The organism is Streptococcus pseudopneumoniae (assembly GCF_001074975.1).
GTDB classification, from domain to species: Bacteria; Bacillota; Bacilli; order Lactobacillales; family Streptococcaceae; genus Streptococcus; species Streptococcus pseudopneumoniae_D.
The window spans coordinates 21,230-46,518 of record NZ_JUUO01000120.1 but is presented as its reverse complement, the minus strand read 5'-3'; the positions used below and the strand labels follow the sequence as shown (position 1 = coordinate 46,518).

Annotated in this window: 25 protein-coding genes, 2 pseudogenes and 1 riboswitch; of the genes and pseudogenes, 4 read left to right on the top strand and 23 right to left on the bottom strand. The window is 39.4% G+C overall.

Annotated elements, in window-relative coordinates:
* Nucleotides 1-243 precede the first annotated feature (243 nt).
* Entirely contained in the window at nucleotides 244-1,410 is a 1,167-nt protein-coding gene (locus tag ADI86_RS07740; protein WP_049532472.1) for a tyrosine-type recombinase/integrase, read from the top strand.
* A 156-nt stretch (nucleotides 1,411-1,566) separates the two neighbouring features.
* On the opposite strand, the gene ADI86_RS07735 is transcribed toward ADI86_RS07740, so the two are convergent.
* From ADI86_RS07735 to ADI86_RS12570, 10 genes and pseudogenes are all read right to left on the bottom strand, one after another.
* A complete protein-coding gene (locus ADI86_RS07735; protein ID WP_000136219.1) occupies nucleotides 1,567-2,295 on the bottom strand; it encodes an ABC transporter ATP-binding protein in 729 nt (242 codons plus the stop codon).
* On the bottom strand, nucleotides 2,295-3,302 hold the full coding sequence (locus tag ADI86_RS07730) for an ABC transporter substrate-binding protein (RefSeq protein WP_049532471.1): 1,008 nt from the start codon (nucleotides 3,300-3,302) through the stop codon (nucleotides 2,295-2,297). The genes ADI86_RS07735 and ADI86_RS07730 overlap by 1 nt, the downstream gene beginning before the upstream one ends.
* A gap of 37 nt (nucleotides 3,303-3,339) precedes the next feature.
* Complete coding sequence (locus ADI86_RS07725) at nucleotides 3,340-4,098, bottom strand: ABC transporter permease (RefSeq protein WP_162489320.1); 759 nt, start codon at nucleotides 4,096-4,098, stop codon at nucleotides 3,340-3,342.
* A complete protein-coding gene (locus ADI86_RS07720; protein ID WP_049532470.1) occupies nucleotides 4,061-4,351 on the bottom strand; it encodes a thiamine-binding protein in 291 nt (96 codons plus the stop codon). The genes ADI86_RS07725 and ADI86_RS07720 overlap by 38 nt, the downstream gene beginning before the upstream one ends.
* A 68-nt stretch (nucleotides 4,352-4,419) precedes the next feature.
* Nucleotides 4,420-4,522: riboswitch (TPP riboswitch) on the bottom strand.
* An 82-nt stretch (nucleotides 4,523-4,604) separates the two neighbouring features.
* Complete coding sequence (cbpD, locus tag ADI86_RS07715) at nucleotides 4,605-5,720, bottom strand: choline binding-anchored murein hydrolase CbpD (protein WP_049532469.1); 1,116 nt, start codon at nucleotides 5,718-5,720, stop codon at nucleotides 4,605-4,607.
* Between the two features lie 88 nt (nucleotides 5,721-5,808).
* Nucleotides 5,809-6,075, bottom strand: coding sequence for a Veg family protein (locus ADI86_RS07710; protein WP_000128619.1), 267 nt, complete (start codon nucleotides 6,073-6,075; stop codon nucleotides 5,809-5,811).
* Complete coding sequence (gene dnaB, locus ADI86_RS07705; RefSeq protein WP_000852491.1) at nucleotides 6,072-7,430, bottom strand: replicative DNA helicase; 1,359 nt, start codon at nucleotides 7,428-7,430, stop codon at nucleotides 6,072-6,074. Before dnaB ends, ADI86_RS07710 begins: the two co-directional genes overlap by 4 nt.
* Nucleotides 7,431-7,473: 43 nt before the next feature.
* Nucleotides 7,474-7,926, bottom strand: a complete 453-nt coding sequence (rplI, locus tag ADI86_RS07700; RefSeq protein ID WP_000864214.1) for a 50S ribosomal protein L9 — start codon at nucleotides 7,924-7,926, stop codon at nucleotides 7,474-7,476.
* Complete coding sequence (locus tag ADI86_RS07695; protein WP_049532468.1) at nucleotides 7,923-9,896, bottom strand: DHH family phosphoesterase; 1,974 nt, start codon at nucleotides 9,894-9,896, stop codon at nucleotides 7,923-7,925. Before ADI86_RS07695 ends, rplI begins: the two co-directional genes overlap by 4 nt.
* Nucleotides 9,897-10,142: 246 nt before the next feature.
* A pseudogene (locus ADI86_RS12570) lies at nucleotides 10,143-10,319 on the bottom strand (acetyl-CoA C-acyltransferase); the annotation flags it as partial.
* Nucleotides 10,320-10,561: 242 nt separating this feature from the next.
* Here ADI86_RS12570 and ADI86_RS07690 point away from each other — a divergent pair.
* Nucleotides 10,562-11,113: pseudogene (locus ADI86_RS07690) on the top strand (transposase); the annotation flags it as partial.
* 111 nt (nucleotides 11,114-11,224) lie between these two features.
* Here the strand turns inward: ADI86_RS07690 and ADI86_RS07685 are convergent.
* From ADI86_RS07685 to ADI86_RS07625, 13 genes are all read right to left on the bottom strand, one after another.
* A complete protein-coding gene (locus tag ADI86_RS07685) occupies nucleotides 11,225-12,163 on the bottom strand; it encodes a nitronate monooxygenase (RefSeq protein ID WP_045617924.1) in 939 nt (312 codons plus the stop codon).
* Between the two features lie 109 nt (nucleotides 12,164-12,272).
* Nucleotides 12,273-13,187, bottom strand: coding sequence for an MBL fold metallo-hydrolase (locus ADI86_RS07680; RefSeq protein ID WP_049532466.1), 915 nt, complete (start codon nucleotides 13,185-13,187; stop codon nucleotides 12,273-12,275).
* Nucleotides 13,188-13,190: 3 nt separating this feature from the next.
* Complete coding sequence (locus tag ADI86_RS07675; RefSeq protein ID WP_049532465.1) at nucleotides 13,191-14,303, bottom strand: acyl-CoA dehydrogenase family protein; 1,113 nt, start codon at nucleotides 14,301-14,303, stop codon at nucleotides 13,191-13,193.
* Between the two features lie 15 nt (nucleotides 14,304-14,318).
* Nucleotides 14,319-15,227, bottom strand: coding sequence for a LysR family transcriptional regulator (locus ADI86_RS07670; RefSeq protein ID WP_160313024.1), 909 nt, complete (start codon nucleotides 15,225-15,227; stop codon nucleotides 14,319-14,321).
* A gap of 195 nt (nucleotides 15,228-15,422) precedes the next feature.
* The gene (locus tag ADI86_RS07665; RefSeq protein ID WP_049532464.1) at nucleotides 15,423-16,073 is read right to left on the bottom strand and encodes a 3-oxoacid CoA-transferase subunit B; all 651 of its coding nucleotides are present in this window, start codon (nucleotides 16,071-16,073) and stop codon (nucleotides 15,423-15,425) included.
* 1 nt (nucleotide 16,074) lies between these two features.
* Nucleotides 16,075-16,797 (bottom strand): CoA transferase subunit A, encoded by a 723-nt coding sequence (locus ADI86_RS07660; RefSeq protein WP_049532463.1) that lies wholly within the window; start codon nucleotides 16,795-16,797, stop codon nucleotides 16,075-16,077.
* Nucleotides 16,798-16,812: 15 nt separating this feature from the next.
* Complete coding sequence (locus tag ADI86_RS07655) at nucleotides 16,813-17,592, bottom strand: enoyl-CoA hydratase-related protein (RefSeq protein WP_049532462.1); 780 nt, start codon at nucleotides 17,590-17,592, stop codon at nucleotides 16,813-16,815.
* Between the two features lie 320 nt (nucleotides 17,593-17,912).
* Entirely contained in the window at nucleotides 17,913-19,091 is a 1,179-nt protein-coding gene (locus ADI86_RS07650) for an acetyl-CoA C-acetyltransferase (protein ID WP_049532461.1), read from the bottom strand.
* 18 nt (nucleotides 19,092-19,109) lie between these two features.
* Complete coding sequence (locus tag ADI86_RS07645) at nucleotides 19,110-19,958, bottom strand: 3-hydroxybutyryl-CoA dehydrogenase (RefSeq protein WP_049532460.1); 849 nt, start codon at nucleotides 19,956-19,958, stop codon at nucleotides 19,110-19,112.
* A gap of 80 nt (nucleotides 19,959-20,038) precedes the next feature.
* Entirely contained in the window at nucleotides 20,039-21,247 is a 1,209-nt protein-coding gene (locus ADI86_RS07640) for an acyl-CoA dehydrogenase family protein (protein WP_049532459.1), read from the bottom strand.
* Nucleotides 21,248-21,516: 269 nt separating this feature from the next.
* Nucleotides 21,517-22,065, bottom strand: a complete 549-nt coding sequence (gene hpf / locus ADI86_RS07635; protein WP_049532458.1) for a ribosome hibernation-promoting factor, HPF/YfiA family — start codon at nucleotides 22,063-22,065, stop codon at nucleotides 21,517-21,519.
* A gap of 79 nt (nucleotides 22,066-22,144) precedes the next feature.
* Complete coding sequence (locus tag ADI86_RS07630) at nucleotides 22,145-22,807, bottom strand: ComF family protein (protein ID WP_049532457.1); 663 nt, start codon at nucleotides 22,805-22,807, stop codon at nucleotides 22,145-22,147.
* Nucleotides 22,804-24,102 (bottom strand): DEAD/DEAH box helicase, encoded by a 1,299-nt coding sequence (locus ADI86_RS07625; protein WP_049532456.1) that lies wholly within the window; start codon nucleotides 24,100-24,102, stop codon nucleotides 22,804-22,806. The genes ADI86_RS07630 and ADI86_RS07625 overlap by 4 nt, the downstream gene beginning before the upstream one ends.
* A gap of 55 nt (nucleotides 24,103-24,157) precedes the next feature.
* On the opposite strand from ADI86_RS07625, the gene ADI86_RS07620 reads away from it, so the two are divergent.
* Both ADI86_RS07620 and ADI86_RS07615 read left to right on the top strand, forming a co-directional pair.
* Nucleotides 24,158-24,793 carry a YigZ family protein gene (locus ADI86_RS07620; RefSeq protein ID WP_033682509.1) on the top strand — a complete coding sequence of 212 codons (636 nt, stop codon included), beginning with the start codon at nucleotides 24,158-24,160 and terminating at the stop codon, nucleotides 24,791-24,793.
* Between the two features lie 14 nt (nucleotides 24,794-24,807).
* Nucleotides 24,808-25,251, top strand: a complete 444-nt coding sequence (locus ADI86_RS07615) for a PH domain-containing protein (protein ID WP_049532455.1) — start codon at nucleotides 24,808-24,810, stop codon at nucleotides 25,249-25,251.
* Nucleotides 25,252-25,289 lie beyond the last annotated feature (38 nt).

The window sequence follows — 25,289 nt, the reverse complement described above, 5'->3', positions numbered from 1 at the left end:
AATTTCATAATAAAACACCCCAAAAGTTAGTTTTTTAGTGTCTAACTTTTGGGGTGCAGTTCACAATATAGGGGATTTTTAAAAACTTCATATAAGCCCCATATCCGCATTGTTTCCAACTCTGGCAATTTACTGTCCGACTGCTTAAAATCGAAAATAGAGGGGTTCTCGTAGCTCCTCGCATGGTATAAACTCAAAACCTTTTCTAATTGCTTGCCTGCTGATGGAAAAGGAGTTAAAACCATGAAAATTACACAACACACGAAAAAAGACGGATTAGCAGTCTACCGCTCTAGTATCTATCTTGGCATTGATTCTGTAACTGGTAAGAAGGTCAAGACTACCATATCGGCACGAACAAAGAAAGAACTCAAAAACAAGGCCACCCAGGCTAAGGTAGAATTTGAGAAAAACGGCTCTACACGAAAACAACGCTCACATATAACAACCTATAACGAACTTGTGGACTTATTTTGGCAAACCTACCAGCATACCATAAAGACTAATACTCAGATAAAGATAAAAGGTTGCTTAAATAACTACCTCTTGCCCTCATTTGGTACTTACAAACTAGATAAACTTACACCTGTTATTATCCAAACTCAGGTAAATAAGTGGGCGGATCAGTACAATCAGGACGGAACAGGGTATAAAGAATACAATCACCTTCATGCCTTAAATAAACGTATACTACAGTACGGAGTTTCTATCCAGGCATTAGACAATAACCCTGCTCGTGATATTGTCATTCCTAGAAAGATAACCAGAGATAAACAAGAAATTAAATACTTTCAAGATCAGGAACTTAAAAACTTCCTCTCCTATCTCGATAACCTAGAAAATACCTTTATCAATTTTTATGATACTGTGCTTTATAAAACGCTCCTAGCTACTGGACTGCGTATCCGTGAATGTCTTGCCTTGGAATGGTCTGATATTGACCTGCAGAACGGAACAATCGATATTAACAAAACACTCAACATTTTAAACCAGGTAAACAGTCCTAAGACAAAATCAAGCTATAGAGTTCTAGATATCGACCATAAAACAGTGCTCATGCTTCGTCTCTACCGAGCAAGACAAGCAGAAAACGGTAGAAACATTGGCTTAACCTATGAGAAAGTATTCTCTGATAGCTTTGACAACTATGTCAATACTCGAAAGGTTGATTATCGCCTACATAAGCACTTGAAAAACGCTAACTGTACTGATTTAGGCTTTCATGCTTTCCGCCATACTCACGCTAGTATCTTGCTTAATGCTGGCCTGCCATATAAGGAAATACAGACACGGCTTGGCCATGCAAAAATATCTGTAACTATGGATACTTACAGCCATTTATCAAAAGAAAACCAAAAAAGAGCAGTCTCATTCTTTGAAACTGCCCTCGAAAAAATAAAAAGTTCTTAAAAAAGTCCACAAAATTAAAAAAGCGATACATAAAACCCTTATGTATCAACGATTATAGAATGATTTCGGTATAATTGACTATTATACCGAAATTTTCTCATTTTTAAAAGAAAAAGGGCGCTGGTAAAGGATAATCTTCACCAACTCCCTATTTTTCTACTTATCTAAGCCTAATTCTGCCAAGATTTGACGTTTGTAGGCAATCTTTTGGACTTCCTTGTCCTCATCTTCAGACCAATCTAGTTTAATTTCTGAAACAATCTGCCCAGGGCGATTTTTCAAGATATAGATGCGATCGCTGAGATTGAGGGCCTCCTCAATACTGTGAGTAATAATCAAGGTTGTTAGCTGCAACTGCTTGTGAATTTCAAGGTACCAAGCGTGGAGTTCCATCTTGGTCATCTCATCCAAGGCACTAAAGGCCTCATCCAAGAGAAAGAGCTTGTGCCCGAAAAGGTAAGTTCGAAGCAAGGCTACACGCTGACGCATCCCACCACTAAGTTCATGAGGATACTTATCCCGTACAGCTGTCAACTGGAAGGTCGCAAGAATTTCATCCGCGCGGGCAATGGCTTCCGCCTTATCCACTTTTTGAATCAAGAGGGGCAGGATGATATTGCCAAGCACCGTCTTGTGCTCCAAGAGTAGATCCTTTTGCAACATATAACTCACGCGCCCCTTGGGATTTTCCTCCCCATCAAGGACAATTCTCCCTGACTGAACTTCTAAAATCCCAGCGATTAGATTAAAGAGGGTGGTCTTTCCTACACCACTTGGGCCTAGGATAGAAACCACTTCACCTGAAGTCACCTGTAGGTTGATATCCTCTAAAATCCTCTCCTGACCATAGGCATAACTGACGTGTTCTAGTCTAATCTCTGTCATTATTTCACAAATTCGTTGGTGAAGCCTTTGTCTGTCAAATCTTCTTTAAGGATACCATTTTCTTTATCCCATTTGTAGAAGGCATTCCAGCGAGCTGCGTCAAATTGACCCCATTTTTCCTTGTCGCTTGCGTATTCTTTTGACAAGTATTTTTGAGATTCGATGACAAAATCACGTTTTTCTTTGAGCTCAGGAGCATTCTTGATAAGGATATCTGCCGCTTCCTCTGGATGCTCCATAGCATATTGGTAACCTTTTTTGATAGCTTGGATGACTTTGCGAGCTTCTTCTTTATTGTCTTTAAGGTAGTCGTTGTTTGCGATGATAACTGGTGAATAGTAGTCAAACTCCTTGACGTAGTCTTTCAAGTACATGAAGTTAGCCTCTACACCTTGAGATTTAGCAAGGATTCCATCCCATCCGTAGTAGATCCATGCAGTATCAAATACTCCATTAGCAATCGGTGTGATTGAGTTTGAGTCGTTATTTGGTACTTTTTCAACCTTCTCAAAGTCTCCACCTTGAGATTCTACCAAGGTTTTCAACATAGCAAGTTCAGTTGGGTCATTCCATGTCCCGTATTTCTTACCAACCAAGTCTTTTGGACTAGCTACATTGTCAGATTTACGAGAGATAATTCCTGATGTATTGTGCTCTACGATAGCTGCAACGGCAGTAATTCCTGCCCCTTTTTCCAATTTTTTAGCCATATAGTCTTGGAAATACACTGCAAATGGTGCCTTACCATTGATAACCAAGTCAGAAGAACTTTCTTCTGGCGGCAATTTCAAATCAACATCCACTCCAGCTTCCTTGAAGTAGCCTTTTTCCTTAGCCACATAAAGCCCTGTGTGGTTGGTATTTGGTGTCCAGTCTAGGATAAAGTCGATTTTCTTGAGCTCTGCCTCTTTGTTGTCCTTAGAAGCAGTTCCTTGGCCACAGGCCACAAGCACAACAGCTACAAGAGCTGTTACAAGCGTTAAAAACACTCTCCATGTTTTTTTCATTTTGATTTCCTCTTTTCTTTTTTGAAACATTCTAATTCTACGAACGTTTCCATTTAATAACATATTTTTCACTAATATCGACCAACTTCATACCCAAAAGGCTGATAATCGATACCAGAATAATAATAGCAAACATAGTATCATACTGAAACAGTTTCTTGGACTGAATCATGTAGACACCTAGTCCTTCAAAGCCTCCCAACCACTCAGATACTACTGTTGTGATAAAGGCGTAGGAGACACTGACCCTCAGACCTGCATAAAAGTAAGGCAGGCTGACTGGGATTTTAAAATGCCACAGGATTTGCCAAGGCTTGGCCCGCATCAGACTAAACAAGGTCAGCATATCCTTGTCACAATGCCTAAAACCGTCCAAAATGCTGACGATGATAGGAAAGGTTGTCGTTAAGATAATCAAGACAATCTTGGGCAAAATCCCATAACCTAGCCACAAGACCAGAATAGGGGCTATGGCAATGGTCGGAATAGTCTGAACAACCACCATCATAGGGTAAATCAGGTCATTGAGCCAAGTCAAACTATCCATAAGTACAGCCATGAGACAGGCAATCAAGACTCCCAAAATCAGTCCCAATAAAGCCACTCTCAAGGTCGCCCAGCTATGGTGCCAGAGAAATTCTCTGTCACGAACAAAGGCCTGAAGAATTTCAAAAGGTGTCGGCAGAATAAACTTGGGGAGAAGTTTAAGAAAACCTGCTAACTGCCAGATTGACAAGACTCCCAGAAAGCCCAATAGACTAATGTGTCGTCTCAGTATACTTTTCAAGTTTCTCATCAATACTTAAAATCTCTCCTACATTTATTTTGACATTGGCAAAGACATTATCTGCCTCCTGCCCTGCTACTTCCAGCGCTTCTTTGAGAATGCGCATGAGCTCATCAAACTCCCCTTCCAAGACCGTTTCAAATGGTGTCACCACCATAGTCACTTCTTGAGCTTGCAGATAAGTAATAACATGATCAATAACAGCTATCCGATCAATCCCCTGTGATAGGGGTAAAACTTGCAAGGCAATGCTTGCTTTCATAAAAACCTCCTCTTCTCATTTTCCTTTGACAAAAAGAAAAACCTTTACCATATATGGAAAAGGTGCAGAATAGACTAAGTATCGTTCCCTACGCTGGCATTACCCAGATCAGGTGCGGTCGAAGTTTAACACTTCCTCTCAGACTGTACACAGACTCCCATATATTATATGGACATATGATAGCGCAAAATAAAAAAAATGTCAAGGAAACTGCTTACAGAAAAGAGCAGGAAAAATTTCCTACTCCAATTTTCTATACTCGTTCTCCATCACTATTTACTCTATAGCCATCCACCGTCGTATTGACAGCTAAGGCACCTGAAGAGTAAGAATAATACCACTTACCATAGACTTGATACCAGCCTGTTTTCATTGCCCCTGAACTATCCAAATAATACCACAGACCATTTTCCTTTAACCATCCTGTCTGCATTTCACCAGATGATTTCAAATAATACCAGCTAGAACCGTCTTTCAACCAGCCCGTTGATTTAGAACCATTTGATTTGAAATGATACCAACTACCATTTATTTTTTTCCAACCAACAGTCAGAACATCATTGGAACTACCTTCTGTTTGATTCTGCGATGACGCAACCTCCTCTAACTGAATATAACGACGACTTCCACTATAAGATATATAACTCAACCACTTGTACCCATCTTTTTCAAGTATCTGATCATAATGAACACTCTCACCTGGAGAATAATAGGCAATTGAAGTTGCACTAGCTAAAGGTTGATTTTTAATAGCTGCCTTATTCTTAAAATAATGTGTTCCTCCTGAAGAAGACAAAGGTTGACTATTGAATACGTTGCTACTACTTACGACATTCCCTCCATCCAAATCTTTAAAATGAATAAATCCTGTCATCGTATTCGCTTTTATAATTCGTTTATTATAGGATCCTGTATAACCATAGTTGTATTCCTCAATTTCTATATTATCCCCCATTACATTTGAAACCCAGGCAACATGACCATATCCTCCTGCAGTAGACCAAGCAATAGATCCAATCGTTGGTACACTATCTACACGATAGCCTTCACGACGAGCACGATAGCCCCATTCATTCGCATTTCCATAAGCTCCTGGAATCTCAAAACCGTTGACACTACTCAAGCGAAAGGCTGCAAATGAAGTACACTGACGAGAGTACATGCGCCACTTGTCAATCTCCTGGCTCCCATTTTTATAGTAAGCAGGATAATCATCCCCACGCGCAATCGATCCATTTCCTCCGGAATAGGCAGATACACTATCACCCGCTGCTAGCATCAATCCTACTACTAAAAAAGGAACAACCTTTTTAACTGATTTTCTAAAAGAAAATCTTGTTTCTGTTACTGTAAATGGTGAAATTTTCATTCATCCTCCTTGAAAAATAATATAAGTCGAAGATTACCTTCACTTAAACTATTCGGAGAAAAAAGAAAAAGTGAGAAAATTTCTCACTTTAGTCCAGATAATGAATCAAATTCTTTTCCGTAAGGATATCTGAGTAAGTAAAGGATTCAACGTAAACATTAGCTTGTTTATCTCCTTCAACATTCCCAAATTCCACAATAAATAGGGATGGATAAACTTCAATTAACTTACCCAATCTATTTTTTTGGCGCTTACGCCCATTTTCCAAAGTCATTTCAATTACATGACCCTCATGCGCCTTAATTTCCTCTTTAATTTTTTTCATCTTAGCTACATCTGTAAATGCATCTGTCATCTTATTTCCTCCCTTTTTGAGATACTTGAAAATTTATTGTATTCTTTTTGGAAAATTAATTCCACCGTTCCACGAGCTCCACTACGGTTTTTCTCAATAATAACCTCTACCTTATTATTTGGTATACCTTCCTCTTCTTCACCACCACGCTCATAGTAATCGTCGCGATAAAGAAAGGCTACGATATCAGCGTCCTGCTCAATAGACCCAGATTCACGAATATCAGATAAGACTGGTCTCTTATCCTGACGTTGTTCTACACCACGAGAAAGCTGACTTAGAGCAATTACTGGAACTTTCAATTCCTTGGCTAGGATTTTTAACTGACGTGAAATTTCAGAAACCTCTTGTTGACGATTTTCTCGACCAGTTCCCGTGATAAGCTGCAAATAGTCAATCAAAATCAAACCAAGATTTCCAGTTTCTTGAGCCAGTTTACGTGAGCGCGAACGTATTTCTGTAATTCGGATACCCGGTGTATCATCGATATAGATACTCGCGTTGGCTAGATTCCCTTGAGCAATGGTATACTTTTGCCATTCCTCATCGGTCAATTGACCCGTACGGATAGAATGGGATTCCACCAAACCCTCTGCAGCTAACATACGGTCTACTAGACTTTCCGCACCCATTTCGAGCGAAAAGATAGCAACCGTTTTGTCCAACTTAGTCCCAATGTTCTGAGCAATATTCAAGGCAAAGGCTGTCTTACCAACCGCCGGACGGGCTGCTAGGATAATCAACTCCTCCTCATGAAGTCCAGTCGTCATATGATCCAAGTCACGATAGCCTGTCGCAATCCCTGTAATATCAGTCGTTTGCTGAGAACGAGCTTCCAGATTTCCAAAGTTGACATTCAACACATCTCGAATATTCTTAAATCCACTTCGATTTGCATTTTCACTGACATCAATCAACCCTTTTTCTGCCTGAGCAATGATTTCATCAGCTGGTTGTGAAGCCTCGTAAGCTTGATTGACAGACTCTGTCAACTTAGCGATTAATCGCCGTAGCATAGCCTTTTCTGCGACAATCTTAGCATAATACTCCGCATTAGCAGAAGTTGGCACAGAATTGACAATCTCAACCAGGTAAGACAGGCCACCAATATTCTGTAAATCCCCTTGATTATCAAGAATGGTACGAACTGTTGTTGCATCTATAGCATCGCCACGATCGGATAAATCGACCATAGCTTGGAAAATCAAACGATGGGCATATTTAAAAAAGTCCCGAGACTCAATATATTCTCGCACAAAAACAAGCTTACTCTCGTCAATAAAGATAGCCCCCAAAACGGATTGCTCAGCTAAGATATCTTGAGGTTGTACTCGTAACTCTTCTACTTCTGCCATCAGACTTCCCTTCCTTTTACAATCTTGTCAAGAAGGTGTAAACTTATCCTTCTTTCACACGAAGATTGATTACACTTGTGATATCTTGATAGATTTTCACTGGTACATCGATCAAACCAACTGCCCGAATCGGAGCTTGTACTTGGATATGACGTTTATCAATCTTAATTCCAAATTGCTTTTGCAATTCTTCTGCAATCTTCTTATTGGTAATAGAACCAAAGGTACGGCCATCTGGACCAACCTTTTCAACAAATTCTACAACTGTTTCTTCTGCTTCGAGTTGGGCTTTAATTGCTTTTGCTTCTGCAATCATCTCAGCGTGAGCTTTCTCTTCGGATTTTTGTTTACCACGAAGTTCACCTACAGCTTGAGCAGTCGCTTCTTTGGCTAGATTCTTTTTGATAAGAAAGTTTTGTGCATAGCCTGTAGGTACTTCCTTAATTTCGCCTTTTTTACCTTTTCCTTTAACATCTGCTAAAAAGATTACTTTCATTCTTCTTTCTCCTTTTCCTTTATTTCATTTAATACAATTTCCGTCAGTTTTTCACCTACTTCTGACAAGGTTAAATCCTTAATTTGAGCTGCTGCCAAATTAAAATGGCCTCCACCTCCCAGCTCTTCCATAATTCGTTGTACATTCAGTTTACTACGACTTCGAGCTGAGATAGAGATAAATCCTTGTGTATTCTTCGCAAGAACAAAACTCGCTTCAATACCTGACATAGCTAACATGGCATCTGCTGCCTTACTAATAACAACTGTGTCATAGCATTTCGAGTCCTTAGCCTCTGCTATTAATACATCAGAACCTAATTTACGCCCCTGTAAAATCAGTTCGTTGACCTCGCGATATTCTTCAAAATCTGTTGCAGCCATTTCCTGGATAGCAATACTATCACTTCCGCGCGTTCTGAGATAGCTAGCAACATCAAATGTCCGACTAGTCACTCGTGAGGTGAAATTTTTAGTATCCAACATCATACCAGCCATCAAAACACTGGCCTGCATACGACTCAAACGATTTTTCTTAGAATTCTGGAACTGAATCAATTCCGTTACCAACTCACTGGCACTACTTGCACCACTTTCGATATAAGTAATAACCGCATTGTCTGGGAAATCCTGATCCCTTCTGTGGTGGTCAATAACAATGGTTTGGGTAAATAAATCATAAAAATCTTTTGATAGAGTTAGAGCTGTCTTTGAATGGTCTACAAGAATCAACAAAGAACGATTGGTCACCATCCCCATTGCATCCTTAACAGACAACAACTTCGTAACTCCTTCTTTTTCTAAGAATGTAACAGCTCGTTCAATATCCGGAGACATTTGTTCTTCGTCATAAAGAGCATAACTATTTTCAGTCACATTACTAGCAAATAACTGCATGCCTACAGCAGAACCCAAAGCATCCATATCTAGATTTTTGTGACCAACTACAAAAACTTGATCCACACTCCGAATCTTATCTGAAATAGCCGTCATCATAGCGCGCGTACGAGTCCGTGTACGTTTGATTGAGGCAGCAGATCCACCACCAAAATAAACTGGATTTTTTGTTTCGTTGTTTTCCTTGACAACCACCTGGTCTCCACCACGCACCTCAGCCAAGTTCAAGTTGAGCAAAGCAACTTTCCCTATCTCATCATGATTTCCATCACCATAAGAAAATCCCATACTTAAGGTCAAAGGCAACTGTCTCTGTTTCGACTCTTCTCTGAAAGCATCAATAACAGAAAATTTATCATTCATCAAGCCCTCAAGCACCGTGTAGTCCGTAAATAGATAAAAACGGTCCATACTCACTCGACGGGAGAACATGGCATGCTTCCCAGCAAATTCTGAAACAAAATTGGCTACAAAACTGTTAATATGACTGATATCAGACTCTGATGTTTTATCTTCTAAGTCATCATAGTTATCAACAGAAACAATCCCAATCACAGGTCGACTCGTTACTAACTCAACAGTCGCTTCATATTCTCCAGACACATCAAAGAAGTAGAGAACTCCAGATACCTTGTCCATATGAACCGAATAACGAGTCTCACCCAAGGTGGCATAAGAACCTGGATTTCCTACCGATGCCTTAATAATTGTTTGAATTAATGCCACATCAATCTCGCCAGCTTCATTAGTCAAGATTAATTCAGCATAAGGATTAAACCATTCAACTTCACCAGATGATAAATCTAATTTAATTACCCCAACAGGCATCTGTTCTAACAAGGTTGTCAAACTTTCTTCAGCTTGGTGGTTCACATACTGGATTTGTTCTACTTCACTCTTTGAGTAATAGTCTCTCTGATGGATGAATAGTAAACTATATGAACCCAAAATAAGTAGCAAAAGAAATAGCGTTACCAGTGTATTCGTTACAAAAACAAGTTGCACAGATAGCACTCCGAACGCCACTATTCCTAATATTAAGGGGAAAATAGGACTTACATAAAATTTTTTCATTCCAAACCTCTTGGCACCCATTATACCATAATAACCACCAAAAAGCGACTTTTAAAAGAGGTAAACAGCCTGTTAATTATAGATTTATGAGCAAATAGGAGGATACTTAAATCATCCCCCTAATTTCAACTTGACCCAATGCTATATCTTTATCTATCTGTTTTAACGCTCTACGACGAGAGCTGTCCCCATCCCTCCGCCGATACAGAGAGGAGATAAACAGGTTTTAGTATCGCGCTTCATCATTTAATATATCAGAGTCACTAGGATTCGGTACCCTGAAGCACCAATTGGGTGATCAAGAGCTATCTCACCACCATTGACAGTAACCATATTTGTGTTCAAATCATGTGTTTTACCGACTGCACAAGATTTGGTAGAAAAGGCTTCGTTTGACTCAATCAAGTCAAGGTTATCAACTGTTAAATTGCCTTTCCCAAATTCCTTTTAAGTCGGACAAATCGGTCAACATCCCATAATCTTAGAATCCAAACTTTCATTTTCATACGAACAAATACGAGCAATCACTGGGAGCACCAATTCGCTAAGTTTCTATCCGAATGTTTATACCAGCTCTTCTGTTCCTTATCAAACATGTCATATGTAATCAAAATGTTTACATTCTTTTCATCTAAACTCAGGCTAAAACAGTCCACTGGACTGTATTACTCCAATACTTAAGCCGTGCTATGATTCTTGTGCGTGTCCAAATTATGAATCAATTTGAACGAAAATCTCATGAATACAAGGCTATCAAGCGCTACTGGAAGCACATCCAACAGGATAGTCGTAAACTCAGCGATAAGAGATTTTATCGCCCTACTTTTCGTATGCACTTAACCAATAAAGAGATTCTAGACAAGCTTTTTAACTATTCAGAAGACTTGAAACACCACTACAATGTCTATCAGCTCTTGCTGTTTCACTTTCAGAATAAAGAGCCTGACAAATTTTTAGGGATCATTGAGAACAATCTAAAGGAGGTTCATCCTCTTTTTCAGACTGTCTTTAAAACCTTCCTAAAGGACAAAGAGAAAATCGTCAATGCTCTTCAATTACCCTATTCTAACGCCAACCTGGAAGCGACCAATAATCTCATCAAACTTATCAAGCGCAATGCCTTTGGTTTTCGGAACTTTGAAAACTTCAAAAACCGGATTTTCATCGCTCTGAACATCAAAAAAGAAAGGACGAATTTCGTCCTTTCTAAATCTTAGATTTTCTTCAACCCACTATAGTTGACAAAAAGTCTGCTTTTTTAGGGAGATAAGAGACTATTGTCCAAGGCTCATTTACTCATCAGTACTGAATCCTCAGCCTAGATTAAATTATTCACCTAATTCTAGTCGAATGTCTTGTAGGCACTCTTGCGCCTGTTTCACAATTGATTCTAAAATAGCCTTACATGGTTTGATGTCTTTCACCAAACCCGCAATTTGTCCGCTCATCATTGAACCATGAACTGTATCACCTTCATAGACAGCCTTAGATAGAGAACCGATCGTAATTTCTTCCAGTTCCTCTCGGTTTGTACCTTTCTGCTCTAATTCAATGTAGTGATCCGTCATCTCATTGCGAATACAACGAACTGGTGCTCCTGCAATGCGACCTGTAACTGCAGTCGCTGTATCACTTGCCGCCAAAATAGCTTCTTTATAGGCTGGAGAAATTGGGCATTCTTCTGAAGCAAGAAAAACTGTTCCCATTTGAACACCTTGCGCACCTAGGGCAATCGCAGCAGCAAGTCCACGACCATCTGCCACACCTCCAGCGGCAATGACTGGGATCGTTACCGCATCAACGATTTGTGGGATAAGAGCCATTGTATTGGTCTCTCCTATATGCCCACCAGCTTCTGAACCTTCAGCGATTACAGCATCCACTCCCAATTCTTGCATTTTTTGAGCATGCTTGACACTGGCAATAACTGGAATAACCTTGATTCCCGCTTCTTTCAAGTAAGGCATGATATGCTTAGGCGTTCCTGCACCTGTAGTGACCACTGGAACCTTTTCTTCGATGATAACAGTCACAATATCCTTGATGTTTTTCATCATCAACATGATGTTGACACCAAAAGGTTTATCTGTCAACTTTCTCAATTCACGAATTTCTTCTCGCAATTGCTCTCCAGTCATACCACCTGAAGCGATAATTCCCAGTCCTCCAGCCTCAGAAACAGCTGCTGCTAATTGATAGTGCGAGATTTGAGCCATAGCCCCTTGGAAAATTGGATATTGAATCTGTAAAAGTTTTGTAATTGACATATGAGTCCTCCTTTTATTCTCTGTTGATTCTTATTGGCAAATGGATGCATGGTGCATCAATATCCCTGTCAACAATAAAATGTTACATTTGTCTCCTCATATTCTGCTATCATAAAAAGCCTGGCTTACGATCCTGCTTGTCTGTAAAAGGAATGAGTGGGGGGCGAGAACGTAAAACATAATCTACAAATTCCTTCCCTTCCTTGTCAAACTCTGCTACTGCAAAAAATTGATCATGGTAAAAGAAAAACTTGTAATGATTCTCAAAAGCCTGACGAAGCCATTTATCCTTTGCTAAAATTGACTTCATAGGATAATCATCAACCGCAGGAACCCACAGTGGATTTCTATGAACATGAGTTAGCATCAAATCTCCCATATGAATCATCGTATCTTCACCTTGCTTCAATAAAACAATACTATGACCATTACTGTGACCACTTGTGTGAATCATTTGGATTTCTGGAATGACATTGATATACTCTGAGAAAGTCGTCACCTGATCTTGAATCGGTTCCCAATTTTCTCTCAGATATGTTCCCCGCGTTCGATTATTAGGATTTCTCATTTCATACCATTCAACATCATTCACTATAATCTTAGCATTAGGATACTTGGAAACTAGCTCTCCTTGCTCATTCACATATGTTAAACCGCCAGAATGGTCGTGGTGCATATGTGTCATCAACACAATATCAATGGATGCGGGCGATAGCCCTAAAAGAGCTAAACTTTCTTCTATCCGACTTTCAGACAAGATTCCTAAGTTGCGCCTTTGTTTTTCAGATAATTTTGCTGTATCAAAACTTGCATCTATCAAGTAATTTTTACCCTTGTACTGAATCAAAATAGGATCCGTCAATTCCGCCATCATATTATCTTCATTTGTTGGGTAGTAACGAGACCACACAACTTTCGGAACAGGACCAAAAAGAGTCCCTGCATCCGTCAATTTATCGGCTCCACGTAGCCATGTCAGTTTCATATCATGAAATTGATATTCCTGTAAGGTGAGTTCTGCCATACTTTACTCCTTTATCCATTGGGCTGCTATTCTTTTGCGAATCGAATCCCCAGATTTTCCATAGATTTCAATCGTTTTGGCATCCTTTAGATAACGGTCTATGGGGATGTCATCCAAGGTTTGAAGAGGTCCAATTAATCTAATAATTTCCTCAGAAATCTCAATTGCTACTTTTGTCGTATAAAGTTTTATCTGAGATACAAAGAGTGAATCCTCCTTCATCCTATCCTTGTAGGAGGCAAAGTAAGATTCAGCCGCACACAGCTTAGTATACAAGTCCGCAAATTGATGTTGATAGACTGTCGCATCGATTAATCGTTTCCCAAATCCTCTTTTGACCTTTACAAAAGCCAGACCTTTTTCAAAAGCTCCCTCAGAGATACCAAGAGAGATTGCGCTTAATCCTAGCTGTAATTTTCTGATAATATCATTTAACTGACTTTCCCCATTTAAGGTCAATCCTAGCAAACTATCTTCTGGCAATATGACCTGATCAAAAGTTACCGAATTCACAGGTAAGCCCTGTAAACCAGGTTTTGCAATATCATCTCCAAAAGCAACCCCCGGTCGAGTCGTATCAACAATGAAAAATCCGTATCCATCTTGTCCGTTAGCTTCCTGAACCTTGGCTAAGATTAACAAAATATCTGTATAGCGGCAATTTGATACAATTGACTTCTTCCCAGTTAAAGACCAACCTGCTTCTGTTTTCCTTGCAGTTGTTGCAATAACTTCCATGCTGTCCATCAATTTTCCTTCAGAAAATCCCAATCCAGCTAAGATTTCTCCCCTTACTAAGGATTCTACATAACGCGATTGTTGTTCCTGACTCCCATATTGTAAAATAGGATAGATACCATAACATGCCTGAGTTAGCAGAACAGCAGAAAAAGCAGGGAAATCTTTTGAAATCAAGCGAATAAAAGTCAAAAACTCGGTTCTCAAAACAAAATCTTGACTATCTAAAAGCAAGGAAAAGATATCAAATTGCTCGATAAACTGATAAAGTAATTCTCTAGGGAACTGTTGTTCATCCTCACGAGACTTGAAATAGTCCCGAATCAACACTTTCATGTCTGCCTTCAATTCTCGCGCCAGCATGTCATTATAGGTCATCGCATTCACCTCATCTTAGTTGTCAGAAAACGGTTGGTAATAATCTTTCAACAATTCTTCATACACATAAGACTCTACTTCATTGTAGGAGTTTTTATAGGGTCTACAAAACCAAATATTAAATGGAATCGGATCCTTGAATCTAACCGCCTTAAAACGACTCTTGTCCACAAAATATTCAACCGGTCTTGGCAATAGGGCAATCAAATCCGTTTGATGAGTTGATTCAACTAGGAAGTCCCAAGTAGAGGAAAGATAAGCAAATTTAGCCTCAATTCGTTGCGAACGAAGTTTTTCTGTCACTAAATCATAAGTCGTAAATGTTTTGTTGAAGGTTGCCAATTCATAACTAGCAATATCAGACCATTCCAACAAGCTTTTCTGAGCCAGCGGATGATCCTTATCCATATAAGCGACGTATTCATCCAATTGAATGATATGTTGTTCATATTTTTTAGCATCCAAGCTCGTAGGCTCTATCAGAATAGAGAAATTCAAATCTCCATCAACCATTTTTTGACGAATTTCCTTCCCTCCACCTTCCGTAACCTGGATATGGATATGAGGATTATTTTTCAGAAAATGCGGCAAGGCACTAGCAAAATAAACTCTCAAAATCAAGGATGGAATACCAAGATTAATGGTGCCTTTTTGCTTTTGAGCTTCTATATGGATCATGGAAAGCATTTCTTCATGTCGATTCACAATCTCGGTCGCATGACGATAAATCTTGCGTCCCGTCTCTGTTAAACTTTCTAATCTTCCATTCTTGCGATTGAATAATTGAACCCCTTCAACTGCTTCAAAATTTGTTACGAATTGACTCAAGGCTGATTGACTAATGTGAATTTTCTTTGCAGCAATGGAAAGGTTGCATCCGCATTCTATGATATTGATGAAATAGTTCATTTGGATAATATCCACTTACCCATCACCTAGCTTTCCTTCACTATTTTAGCAAGTCAACTAGACAACTATTCTAGTGTTTGATAGTTGTCTACTGACTTTCTTATCGAAATAACATTTCGAATACTTCATTTTAATATTGTATATAAAGTGCTTACAATAATATCTAGTTTATATCATAACACACTGAGTAGAAAATAGCTCTTTTTTTGCTTAAATCGGCATCGGCTTTAAGTCTTCTGAGACAATAACTTCCCCAGCTGTTTTTTCAAGAACTTCTTCTAATGTCACACCAGGAGCCAATTCTTTCAACAAGAATTTACCATCTTGGAATCCAAAAACAGCTAATTCTGTTATGACAAGATCCAATACTCCTTTAGCTGATAGAGGTAATGTGCACTCTTTCAAGAGTTTAGATTCACCTCCTGTAGTATGTTGGATTGCTGCAATTACACGCTTAGCACCAACCAAAAGGTCCATTGCTCCACCCATACCTGGTGCAAATTTTCCTGGGATAATCCAGTTAGCAATACTTCCGTCTTGACTTACTTCAAGAGCTCCAAGAACAGTCGCATCAACGTGACCACCACGAATAATGGCAAAGGAAGTTTGTAGATCAAACAAGGATGCTCCTGGCAACAATGTGATGGGAGCTCCACCAGAGTTCGCCAAATTGGCATTATAGGTATCCTTGGTCGGTGTTTCACCAAAGCGAAGGGCACCATTTTCAGCTTGAAGGATTACGTTAACACCTTCCGGGATGAAGTCTGCAGAAGCATTTGGAATCCCAAATCCAAGATTGACCACATCTCCATCTTTAAATTCAAGAGCAACACGTCTTGCAATAATTTCTTTTGGTTTCATATTATTTTACCCCCGCTAATTTATTAGTCTCTGTCCAGAGATCACCCATCATCTTGTGGTGTTCTTCTGGAGTTAAGCCTTGGACTACATAGTCAACAAGGATACCAGGGATGTAAATATCATTTGGATCAATTTCTCCGGCTTCAACCAACTCGTTTGTCTCAACAATGACTGTGTCAGCCGCTAGAGCGAGTTGAAGGGAGATATTTTTAGTAGTCCCATCTAGATAAAGGTTGCCATACTTATCCGCCTTAGTAGCTTTAATCAAGGCAACATCGATTTTCAATGGATCATAAATCAAATATTCTTTTCCGTTTCGAGTCACTTTCTCGTGCTCATCTTCAAGAATTGTTCCCACACCGGTTGGCGTTAAGACTGCTCCAAGACCCGCTCCTGCAGCATGCAAGCGTTCTACAACAGTTCCCATCGGAGTGAACTCCACTTTCATGGCTCCTGAGAAATAATCATGCTGAGCAGCAGCAGATGTCCCTACATGGGCTGCAATGTATTTTGTAACCTGATGATTTTCACAAAGACGACCAACTCCAACTTCCTTACCGGGTTGAGAGGTTACAACAGACACCAAGGTCAAATCTTGCTGGTTTTGACGAACCAGTTCCTCAATTAACTCAAATGGTTCTCCCACTCCGAGAAATCCAGAAATACCAACTTTATCTCCTGAATGAATCAAGGAAATAGCTTCAGACAATGTTACAACTTTCATAACCTCTCTCCTCTCTTATTTACGTTGAAAGACAGCTTTGCGTTTTTCAACAAAAGCGCGCATTCCTTCTACCTTATCTTCTGTTGAGAAGAGTAGAGCTTCCGCTTCTGTTTCCAAACGAATAGCATTTTTCAGAGGGAGTTCTGAGCCAACTTGGATAATATGTTTAGCTTTTTCAACTGCTAGCGGTGCATTTTTCATAATCGCTGCCGCCAGCTCTTCTGCTGCAGACAATAGTTCTTCTGCTTTTACCAACTTATTAAGAATTCCAAGATCATATGCTTCTTGTCCTTTAACCATTCTAGCAGTAAAGATTAATTCCTTTGTTTTACTAGTACCAATCAAACGAGACATTCTTTGGGTACCTGCAAAACCAGGAATGATTCCCAAGCCAACTTCAGGGAAGCCAACCATTGTTTTGTCATAGCCGATTCGGATATCAGTTGAAAGAGCTAATTCCAAACCGCCTCCCAAAGCATAACCATTCAATACTGAAATAGTTGGCTGGATCAATTCAGATAAACGGGTAAAGGTGTCGTTCGCATAGGTCATGTATTCATGAGCCTGAATTGGAGACATTTGGTCCATCTCTTTAATGTCCGCGCCTGCGACAAATGCTTTCTCCCCTTGACCAGTCACAATGACAACACGAATGTCATCGCTTGCTTCAATTTGGTCCAAAACGAGATTCAAATCCTTTAAGACTTCTGAACTTAAGGCGTTCAAAGCCGATGGACGGTTAATTGTTAGATAGCCAAGACCATTCTTAACCTCTAATAAAACAGTTTTACTCATTGTTCTGCTCCTACTTGATTTATTTTGAGTACAGAGTACAGCGTCAACAAATACCTACACAAAATGTAAGAGCTTACATTTTTATCATAACCCTTTTTTCTCCATCCGTCTACTTAATCTTTATTTATAGTTCTATAAGTTCAACTTATAGTATATAGTCGTCCAATCTATCCTTAAAGTCTTAGGAAAAATAAAAATACCTTATCAAGTCCTTTTAGAGAAAGACACTTGATAAGGTATATCATTATGAGATCGGATCAAAATCTCATTTTGTAATCATAATATTGAAAAAGAGGAAATGACGTTCAGTTTTCTAATAACTAACGTTCAACGATGAGAGCTGTTCCCATTCCTCCTCCGATACAGAGAGTTGCTAAACCAGTTTTAGCATCACGTTTCATCATCTCATGTACCAGAGTTACTAGGATACGGCAACCTGAAGCCCCAATTGGGTGACCAAGAGCAATCGCGCCACCATTGACATTGACAATATCTGTATTAAAGCCAAGTGTTTTCCCAACCGCACAAGCCTGAGCAGCAAAGGCTTCATTTGACTCGATCAAATCGAGATCATCAACTGTCAAATTGCCTTTTTCAAGAGCTTTGCGAGTCGCATAAATCGGTCCACATCCCATAATCTTAGGATCCAAACCTGCACTTGCATACGAACGAATGCGAGCAATGACTGGAAGTCTCAATTCTTCAGCTTTTTCAGCACTCATGACCAAGACAGCCGCCGCTCCGTCATTAATACCTGAGGCATTCCCCGCCGTAACAGAACCGTCTTTTTTGAAAACAGGACGTAGCTTAGACAGACTCTCCAAGCTAGCATCTTTTCTAGGAAATTCATCTGTATCAAAGACGATAGGATCGCCTTTACGTTGAGGAATGACCACCGGAACAATCTCCTCCTTAAAGCGTCCAGATTCTATAGCCGCCACTGCTCGTTTTTGTGATTCCAAAGCAAGCGCATCTTGATCATCCCGGCTAATACCATATTCTTCTGCCACATTCTCAGCTGTAATCCCCATATGGTATTCGTTAAAGGCATCAGACAAACCGTCCTTAATCATGGTATCTACCACTTTCGAATCTCCCATACGACCACCCCAACGGAAGCTTGGCAAAACATATGGAGCCTGGCTCATGTTTTCTGCACCACCAGCCACGACAATATCTGCATCTCCGCACTGAATCGCTTGAGCAGCTAACTGCACTGCCTTCAAACCGGAACCACAAACCTTATTAATGGTAAAGGCTGGTGTAAACTCAGGAAGCCCAGCATGAATACTCATTTGGCGAGCCACGTTTTGGCCTAAACCTGCGCCTAGGACATTCCCCATAATCACTTCATCTACCTGCTCTGGTTTAATATTCGCTTTTTCCAAAGCACTCTTAATTACCAAAGATCCCAAATCAACAGCAGAAACATTCTTCAAGCTCCCGCCAAAGGAACCTAAAGGTGTTCGCACTGCCGAAACAATAACTACGTCTTTCATGACTACCTCCATCAGTGTCTAGTAAGTAAAGAAGCCTTCTTTTGTCTTCCGTCCCAATTTTCCTGCTTCAACCATTTTCTTCAATAGTGGTGCTGGACGGTATTTAGGATCACCGAAGCCGTTATTCAATACTCCTATGATTGCCAAACATACATCCAATCCGATCAAGTCAGCAAGTGCCAATGGGCCAATTGGATGGTTTGCACCCAATTTCATAGCTTCATCAATTTCTTCTGCAGAAGCAACACCTTCACCAAGGATAAAGATAGCTTCATTGATCATTGGGATCAACACACGGTTAACAACAAATCCATAAGAATCTTTAACGTCAACCGCAGTTTTACCAATTTTTTCTGTCAATTCACGAACTGCTTTTACAACTTCATCTGAAGTTTGAAGAGCACGAATAACTTCAACCAATTTCATAACTGGTGCTGGGTTGAAGAAGTGCATACCAATTACACGTTCTTGATGAACTGTAGCCGCAGCAATATCAGTGATTGAAAGAGATGAAGTATTTGAAGCCAAAATTGTTTCAGGAGCAGTGATTTCATCCAATTGTTTAAAGATGCTGAGTTTGATATCTCTGTTCTCTGTAGCTGCTTCAATAACCAATTGAACGTGTTTAGCATCTTCGTAAGAAGTTGAAGGAATCAAGTTACCCAAGATTTTCGCTTTTTCTTCTTCTGACATCCGTCCTTTTTCAACGGAACGTTCCAATTGTTTTGTGATATTGTTCAAACCTCTTTGAACAAATTCTTCTTTAATATCGTTTAAGTAAACTGTAAAACCGGCCTGAGCAAATACTTGAGCAATTCCGCTTCCCATTTGACCAGAACCAATAATCATCACCTTAGATATCATTATTTTCTCCTTCTTATTTTACAAAAATCCAGTGCATGAAACAAGGACGATTGAACAGAAATCCTTCAATCGCCCTTCTGACATTAAACAAAGGCACCGATACCAGTAAGTTCACGACCAACGATCAATGCGTTCACTTCGTGAGAACCTTCATAAGTGTAGATTGCTTCAGCATCTGCAAAGAAGCGAGCTACGTCAGTTTCAAGAGTGATACCGTCACCACCACATGTTTCACGTGCAAGGGCAACTGTTTCACGCATTACCAATGAGTTATGCATTTTACCAAGTGCAGAGTTAAGCATCAATTCGTTACCGGCTTCTTGCATTTCTGCGATACGAGCTGAGTAAGAAAGTGCTGCTACTGCATTAGCTTGCATTCTAGCCAATTTTTCTTGAACAATCTGGAATGAAGCGATTGGACGTTTGAATTGTTGACGTTTCTTAGCGTAATTAAGAGCTGCCACGAATGATCCACAAGTAATAGCAGTTGCAATGTGAGCAACGTCAGCACGAGTGAATGTCAAGATACGAGCTACATCGCCAAATCCGTTGATGTTTACCAAACGGTCTGAATCTGGAACTTCAACGTTCTTCATAGTAATGTGACCATTACGTACGCAACGAAGAGCAACTTTGTGAGGGATTGGCTCAGCGTGGTATCCTGGAGCACCTTTACGAACGATGAAACATTTCACGCGTCCATCTTCAACGTCGCGAGCGAATACTGGAACAACATCAGCTGTATCTGATCCACCGATCCAACGTTTTTCTCCATTCAAGATCCATTTGTCTCCAACGCGCTCAGCTGTTGTAGCAAGACCACCAGCGATGTCTGATCCTGACAAAGGCTCAGTCAAAGCGAAACATCCTTGCCAGTCAAATGCAGCCAATTTAGGAAGGAATTCTTTTTGTTGACGCTCATCACCACCAAGCAAGATTGTGTTGTAGCAAAGTCCACCGTGAACTGTGAAGAATGTTGCCATAGAAGCATCGAAACGACCTAATTCAAGGTACAAGAATGCGAGGTAAAGTTCTGATGGTTTGTAGCTTCCTTCTCTTCCTTCGAACAATTTAGGGTTGTTCATGATTTGTGCGCCTTTAGCTACTGCGTAAAATTGTTCGAATGGGAAATCAGGTTCTTCCCAATATTCATTAATTACAGGACGAAGGTGTTTTTCAATCAAACGACGAGTTTCTTGTAAAACCTCTGCTTCTCCCAAAGTTAGACCATCCGCATAGTGAAAAAGGTCTTCAGGATATAGTTCGCGTAAAATTTCTTCTTTTGTTGCCATAGTTATGACTCCTTCATTTATTATAAGATAAGAGCGCTTACATTTTTGTATTCGCTATTTGTTGACAACACCATTATATCCCTTAGGGTATTATTTTGTCTACTTAATAAATATAAACGCCCCTATAAGTTCAGATTATAGAGGCTGATTCTGACTGTTTATCAAGGATTTCCTCATTTTTCTACTTACTTAGGCACAAGAAAAAAAGCTTAGGCACAAGAAAAAGTGGTTCACAAATCAGTAAACCACTCTTATTAGTCATTTCAATTTTAAGATTCTTTAACTTCTAACAAACCAATTTCGCCATCCTCACGACGATAGATTACATTTGTTGTTTCGTCTTCAACATCTACATAGATGAAGAAGTCATGTCCCAACAAGTCCATCTGAAGAATTGCTTCTTCCAAATCCATTGGTTTCAAATCAATTTGTTTTGAACGAACAACTTTTGGTTGAGCTACATCTAACTCTTCAACTAAAGCATCTGTAAAAAGTTGACTTGTTGATACTTTATTTCTATTTTTACGCTCAATCTTTGTTTTGTTTTTACGGATCTGACGCTCAATCTTATCTGTCACCAAATCAATAGAACCGTACATATCTTGGGAAATGTCTTCTGCACGAAGAGTAATTGAGCCAAGCGGAATCGTCACCTCCACTTTAGCAGTTTTTTCACGATACACCTTCAAGTTTACTCGAGCATCTAACTCTTGTTCAGCTTGAAAATACTTTTCGATCTTTTCGAGTTTAGAAACTACATAATCACGAATTGCTTCTGTTACTTCTAGGTTTTCACCACGGATACTATATTTAATCATATGAGTACCTTCTTTCTAAACATTTTTGTTTTTCTGATTTCATTATAACGCTTTCATTTTATTTTTGCAAATTTTTTCCTCATCTTACAAGGGAAAATGTTTTTACATCCTCAGCACCAGCTTCTTCCAACAGTTTCTTCACACGATTTATAGTTGTTCCAGTAGTATAAATATCATCTATAAGTAGGATTTTTTTAGGAATAGTGACTCCACTTTTGATAAAGAAAGGAAGTACGGTCCCCAAGCGTTCTGAACGACTTTTAGAAGAACTGGCTCGCTCTTCTCTCTTATCTAATAAATCCAGATACGCAAAGCCTGCTGCATCTACTAAGCCTTCAACCTGGTTAAATCCCCTATCAAGCAATCTTTCAGAACTTAGGGGAATGACAACAAATTGATACTCTTTGTATTTTTTCAACTCCTCACTTAAAAATGAAGCAAAAATTTTTCTTAAAAGGAAGTCTCCATCAAACTTATATCGACTGAAAAAGTCCTTCATGGCTTGATTGTAAGTAAAAATCGCTCTATGACTGACTTCAACTCCTTCTTTACACCAAAATTGACAATCTTGACACTTTGTTGACAAACCTATTTTCATACAGTTTGGACAGTGTTCTTCTCCAATTCTTTCAAAAGTAAAATCACAGTCTGAACAAAGATAAGAGTCATCAATCCTCAGCAGTAAGAGATTACTAAAAGTTAAAACAGTCTTTATAGTCTGCCCACATAACAAGCACTTCATAGCCCCGCCTCCTTATTCATCTGCTGAATTTCCTTAATTGCCTTCTTTATTGAAGCATTTAACCCATCATGGAAGAAAAGCAAATCTCCTGTCGGTCTATCCATGCTTCGTCCAACTCGTCCACCAATCTGAATCAAGCTAGATTTGGTAAACAAGCGATGATTTGCCTCTACTACGAAAACGTCCACACAAGGGAAGGTAACTCCACGCTCCAATATCGTCGTACTGATAAGTATTGTCAGTTCTCTATCTCGAAAAGCTTGTACCTGCTCTAATCGATTTTCTGTGATAGAAGATACAAAGCCAATTTTCTCATTTGGAAATTGCTCCTGTAAGATTTCTTTTAACTGCTCCCCTTTCTTAATTTCTGAAGCAAAAATGAGTAACGGATAACCTGTCTTTCTCTGTGTCTCAATATAAGACTTTAACTTTGGTGACAAACGATTCTTATCTAAATAGCGATTAAAATCCGACAACCAAACTGGTTTTGGAATAATCAAAGGATTTCCATGAAATCGTCTTGGTAAGCTCAATCGTTTTAATTCTCCTAAACGAACCTTCCTATCTAACTCATCGGTAGAGGTCGCTGTTAAAAAGATTCTCAATCCATTCTCCTTTACACTATTCTTGACAGCGTGGTAAAGCGTGGGATTGTCAACATAGGGAAAGGCATCGACTTCATCCACTATCAGCAAATCAAAAGCTTGATAAAATTTCAATAACTGATGAGTCGTCGCAACAACTAGTGGAGTTCGAAAATACGGCTCTGATTCTCCATGTAGGAGGGCTATCTCGCAAGAAAAATCATTTTGCAGGCGCTTGTACAGCTCTAAACAAACATCTATGCGAGGACTAGCCAGACATACTGCACCACCCGCATTGATCACTTTAGCCACTACTTGGTAAATCATCTCTGTCTTTCCAGCTCCTGTCACCGCATGAACTAACGTTGGCTCTTGCTTCTCTACTGCTTGAATTAGTCCCTCTGACACCTTCTCTTGAAAAGGAGTTAATTGACCGCTCCATTTGAGAACATCTTGCTTCGGAAAATCCTCCTGCGGAAAATAGTATAAAGCTTGATCACTTCTGACTCGCTTCATCAGCAAGCACTCTCGACAATAGTAAGCACCGATAGGTAAATACCATTCTTCTAGAATAGTACTATTACAACGCTGACAGAAAAGCTTCCCCTTCTCCTTTCTCATTGCGGGAAGCTTCTCCGCTAACTGACGGTCCTCTTCTGATAATTCATTCTCAGTAAACAAACGACCGAGATAATTTGGATTTACTTTCATACTTCTTTATTCGTAAAAACTAGCACTTTAGATAATTTTTTAGTACAATTAAATCATGGAATTTAGAACAATTAAAGAGGATGGTCAAGTCCAAGAAGAAATCAAAAAATCACGCTTTATCTGTCATGCCAAGCGTGTTTATAGCGAAGAAGAGGCTCGTGACTTCATTACTGCCATCAAAAAAGAACACTACAAAGCTACGCATAACTGCTCTGCCTTCATTATTGGAGAACGTAGTGAAATCAAACGTACAAGTGATGATGGTGAGCCCAGTGGTACTGCTGGAGTTCCCATGCTTGGGGTGCTAGAAAATCACAATCTCACTAATGTCTGTGTGGTAGTGACACGCTACTTTGGTGGCATTAAGCTAGGCGCTGGAGGACTGATTCGTGCTTACGCCGGCAGTGTCGCCTTAGCTGTCAAGGAAATTGGCATCATTGAAATAAAGGAACAGGCTGGCATTGCTATTCAAATGTCTTACGCTCAGTACCAAGAATACAGTAACTTCCTTAAAGAACATGATCTCATGGAACTTGAGACAAACTTTACAGATCAAGTCGATACGATGATTTATGTTGATAAAGAAGAAAAAGAAAATATTAAAGCCGCACTGGTAGAGTTTTTTAATGGGAAAGTCACTTTAACTGATCAAGGTTTACGTGAAGTTGAAGTTCCTGTAAACTTAGTGTAAACAAAGGAGAAAATATGGCATTTGGTAAATTCATTCAAGGACTCGCTGGTAACTTTAGCGAGCAAAACAAAGAAACTCTTATCAAAGAATATGGACAATATCTACTAGAAAATGAAGAAATCCAAAGTGGATATAAACTGATTCGTGACTCAATTATATTTACAAATATCCGTATTATCTTTACAGATAAACAAGGTGCTACTGGTCGTAAGATGTCCATTAAATCAATCTTTTTAATGAACATTATTAACGTTGAAATGGAAACTGCAGGAGCAGGCATAGATGATAGTGAAATTACTATTACTTATTTAGAAAATGTCTTTCTAAAAGCACATAATGAGCATTTTAGTGCTCATAAATTTGAATTCCCTAAGAAAACGGATATTGTTCCACTCTATACATATTTACTAGAATTAGCCTATCACAATCGCTTGAAAATCAATGGCTTGGACCTGTGATATAAAAAAATCCTATCACTTCGATAGGATTTCTATAT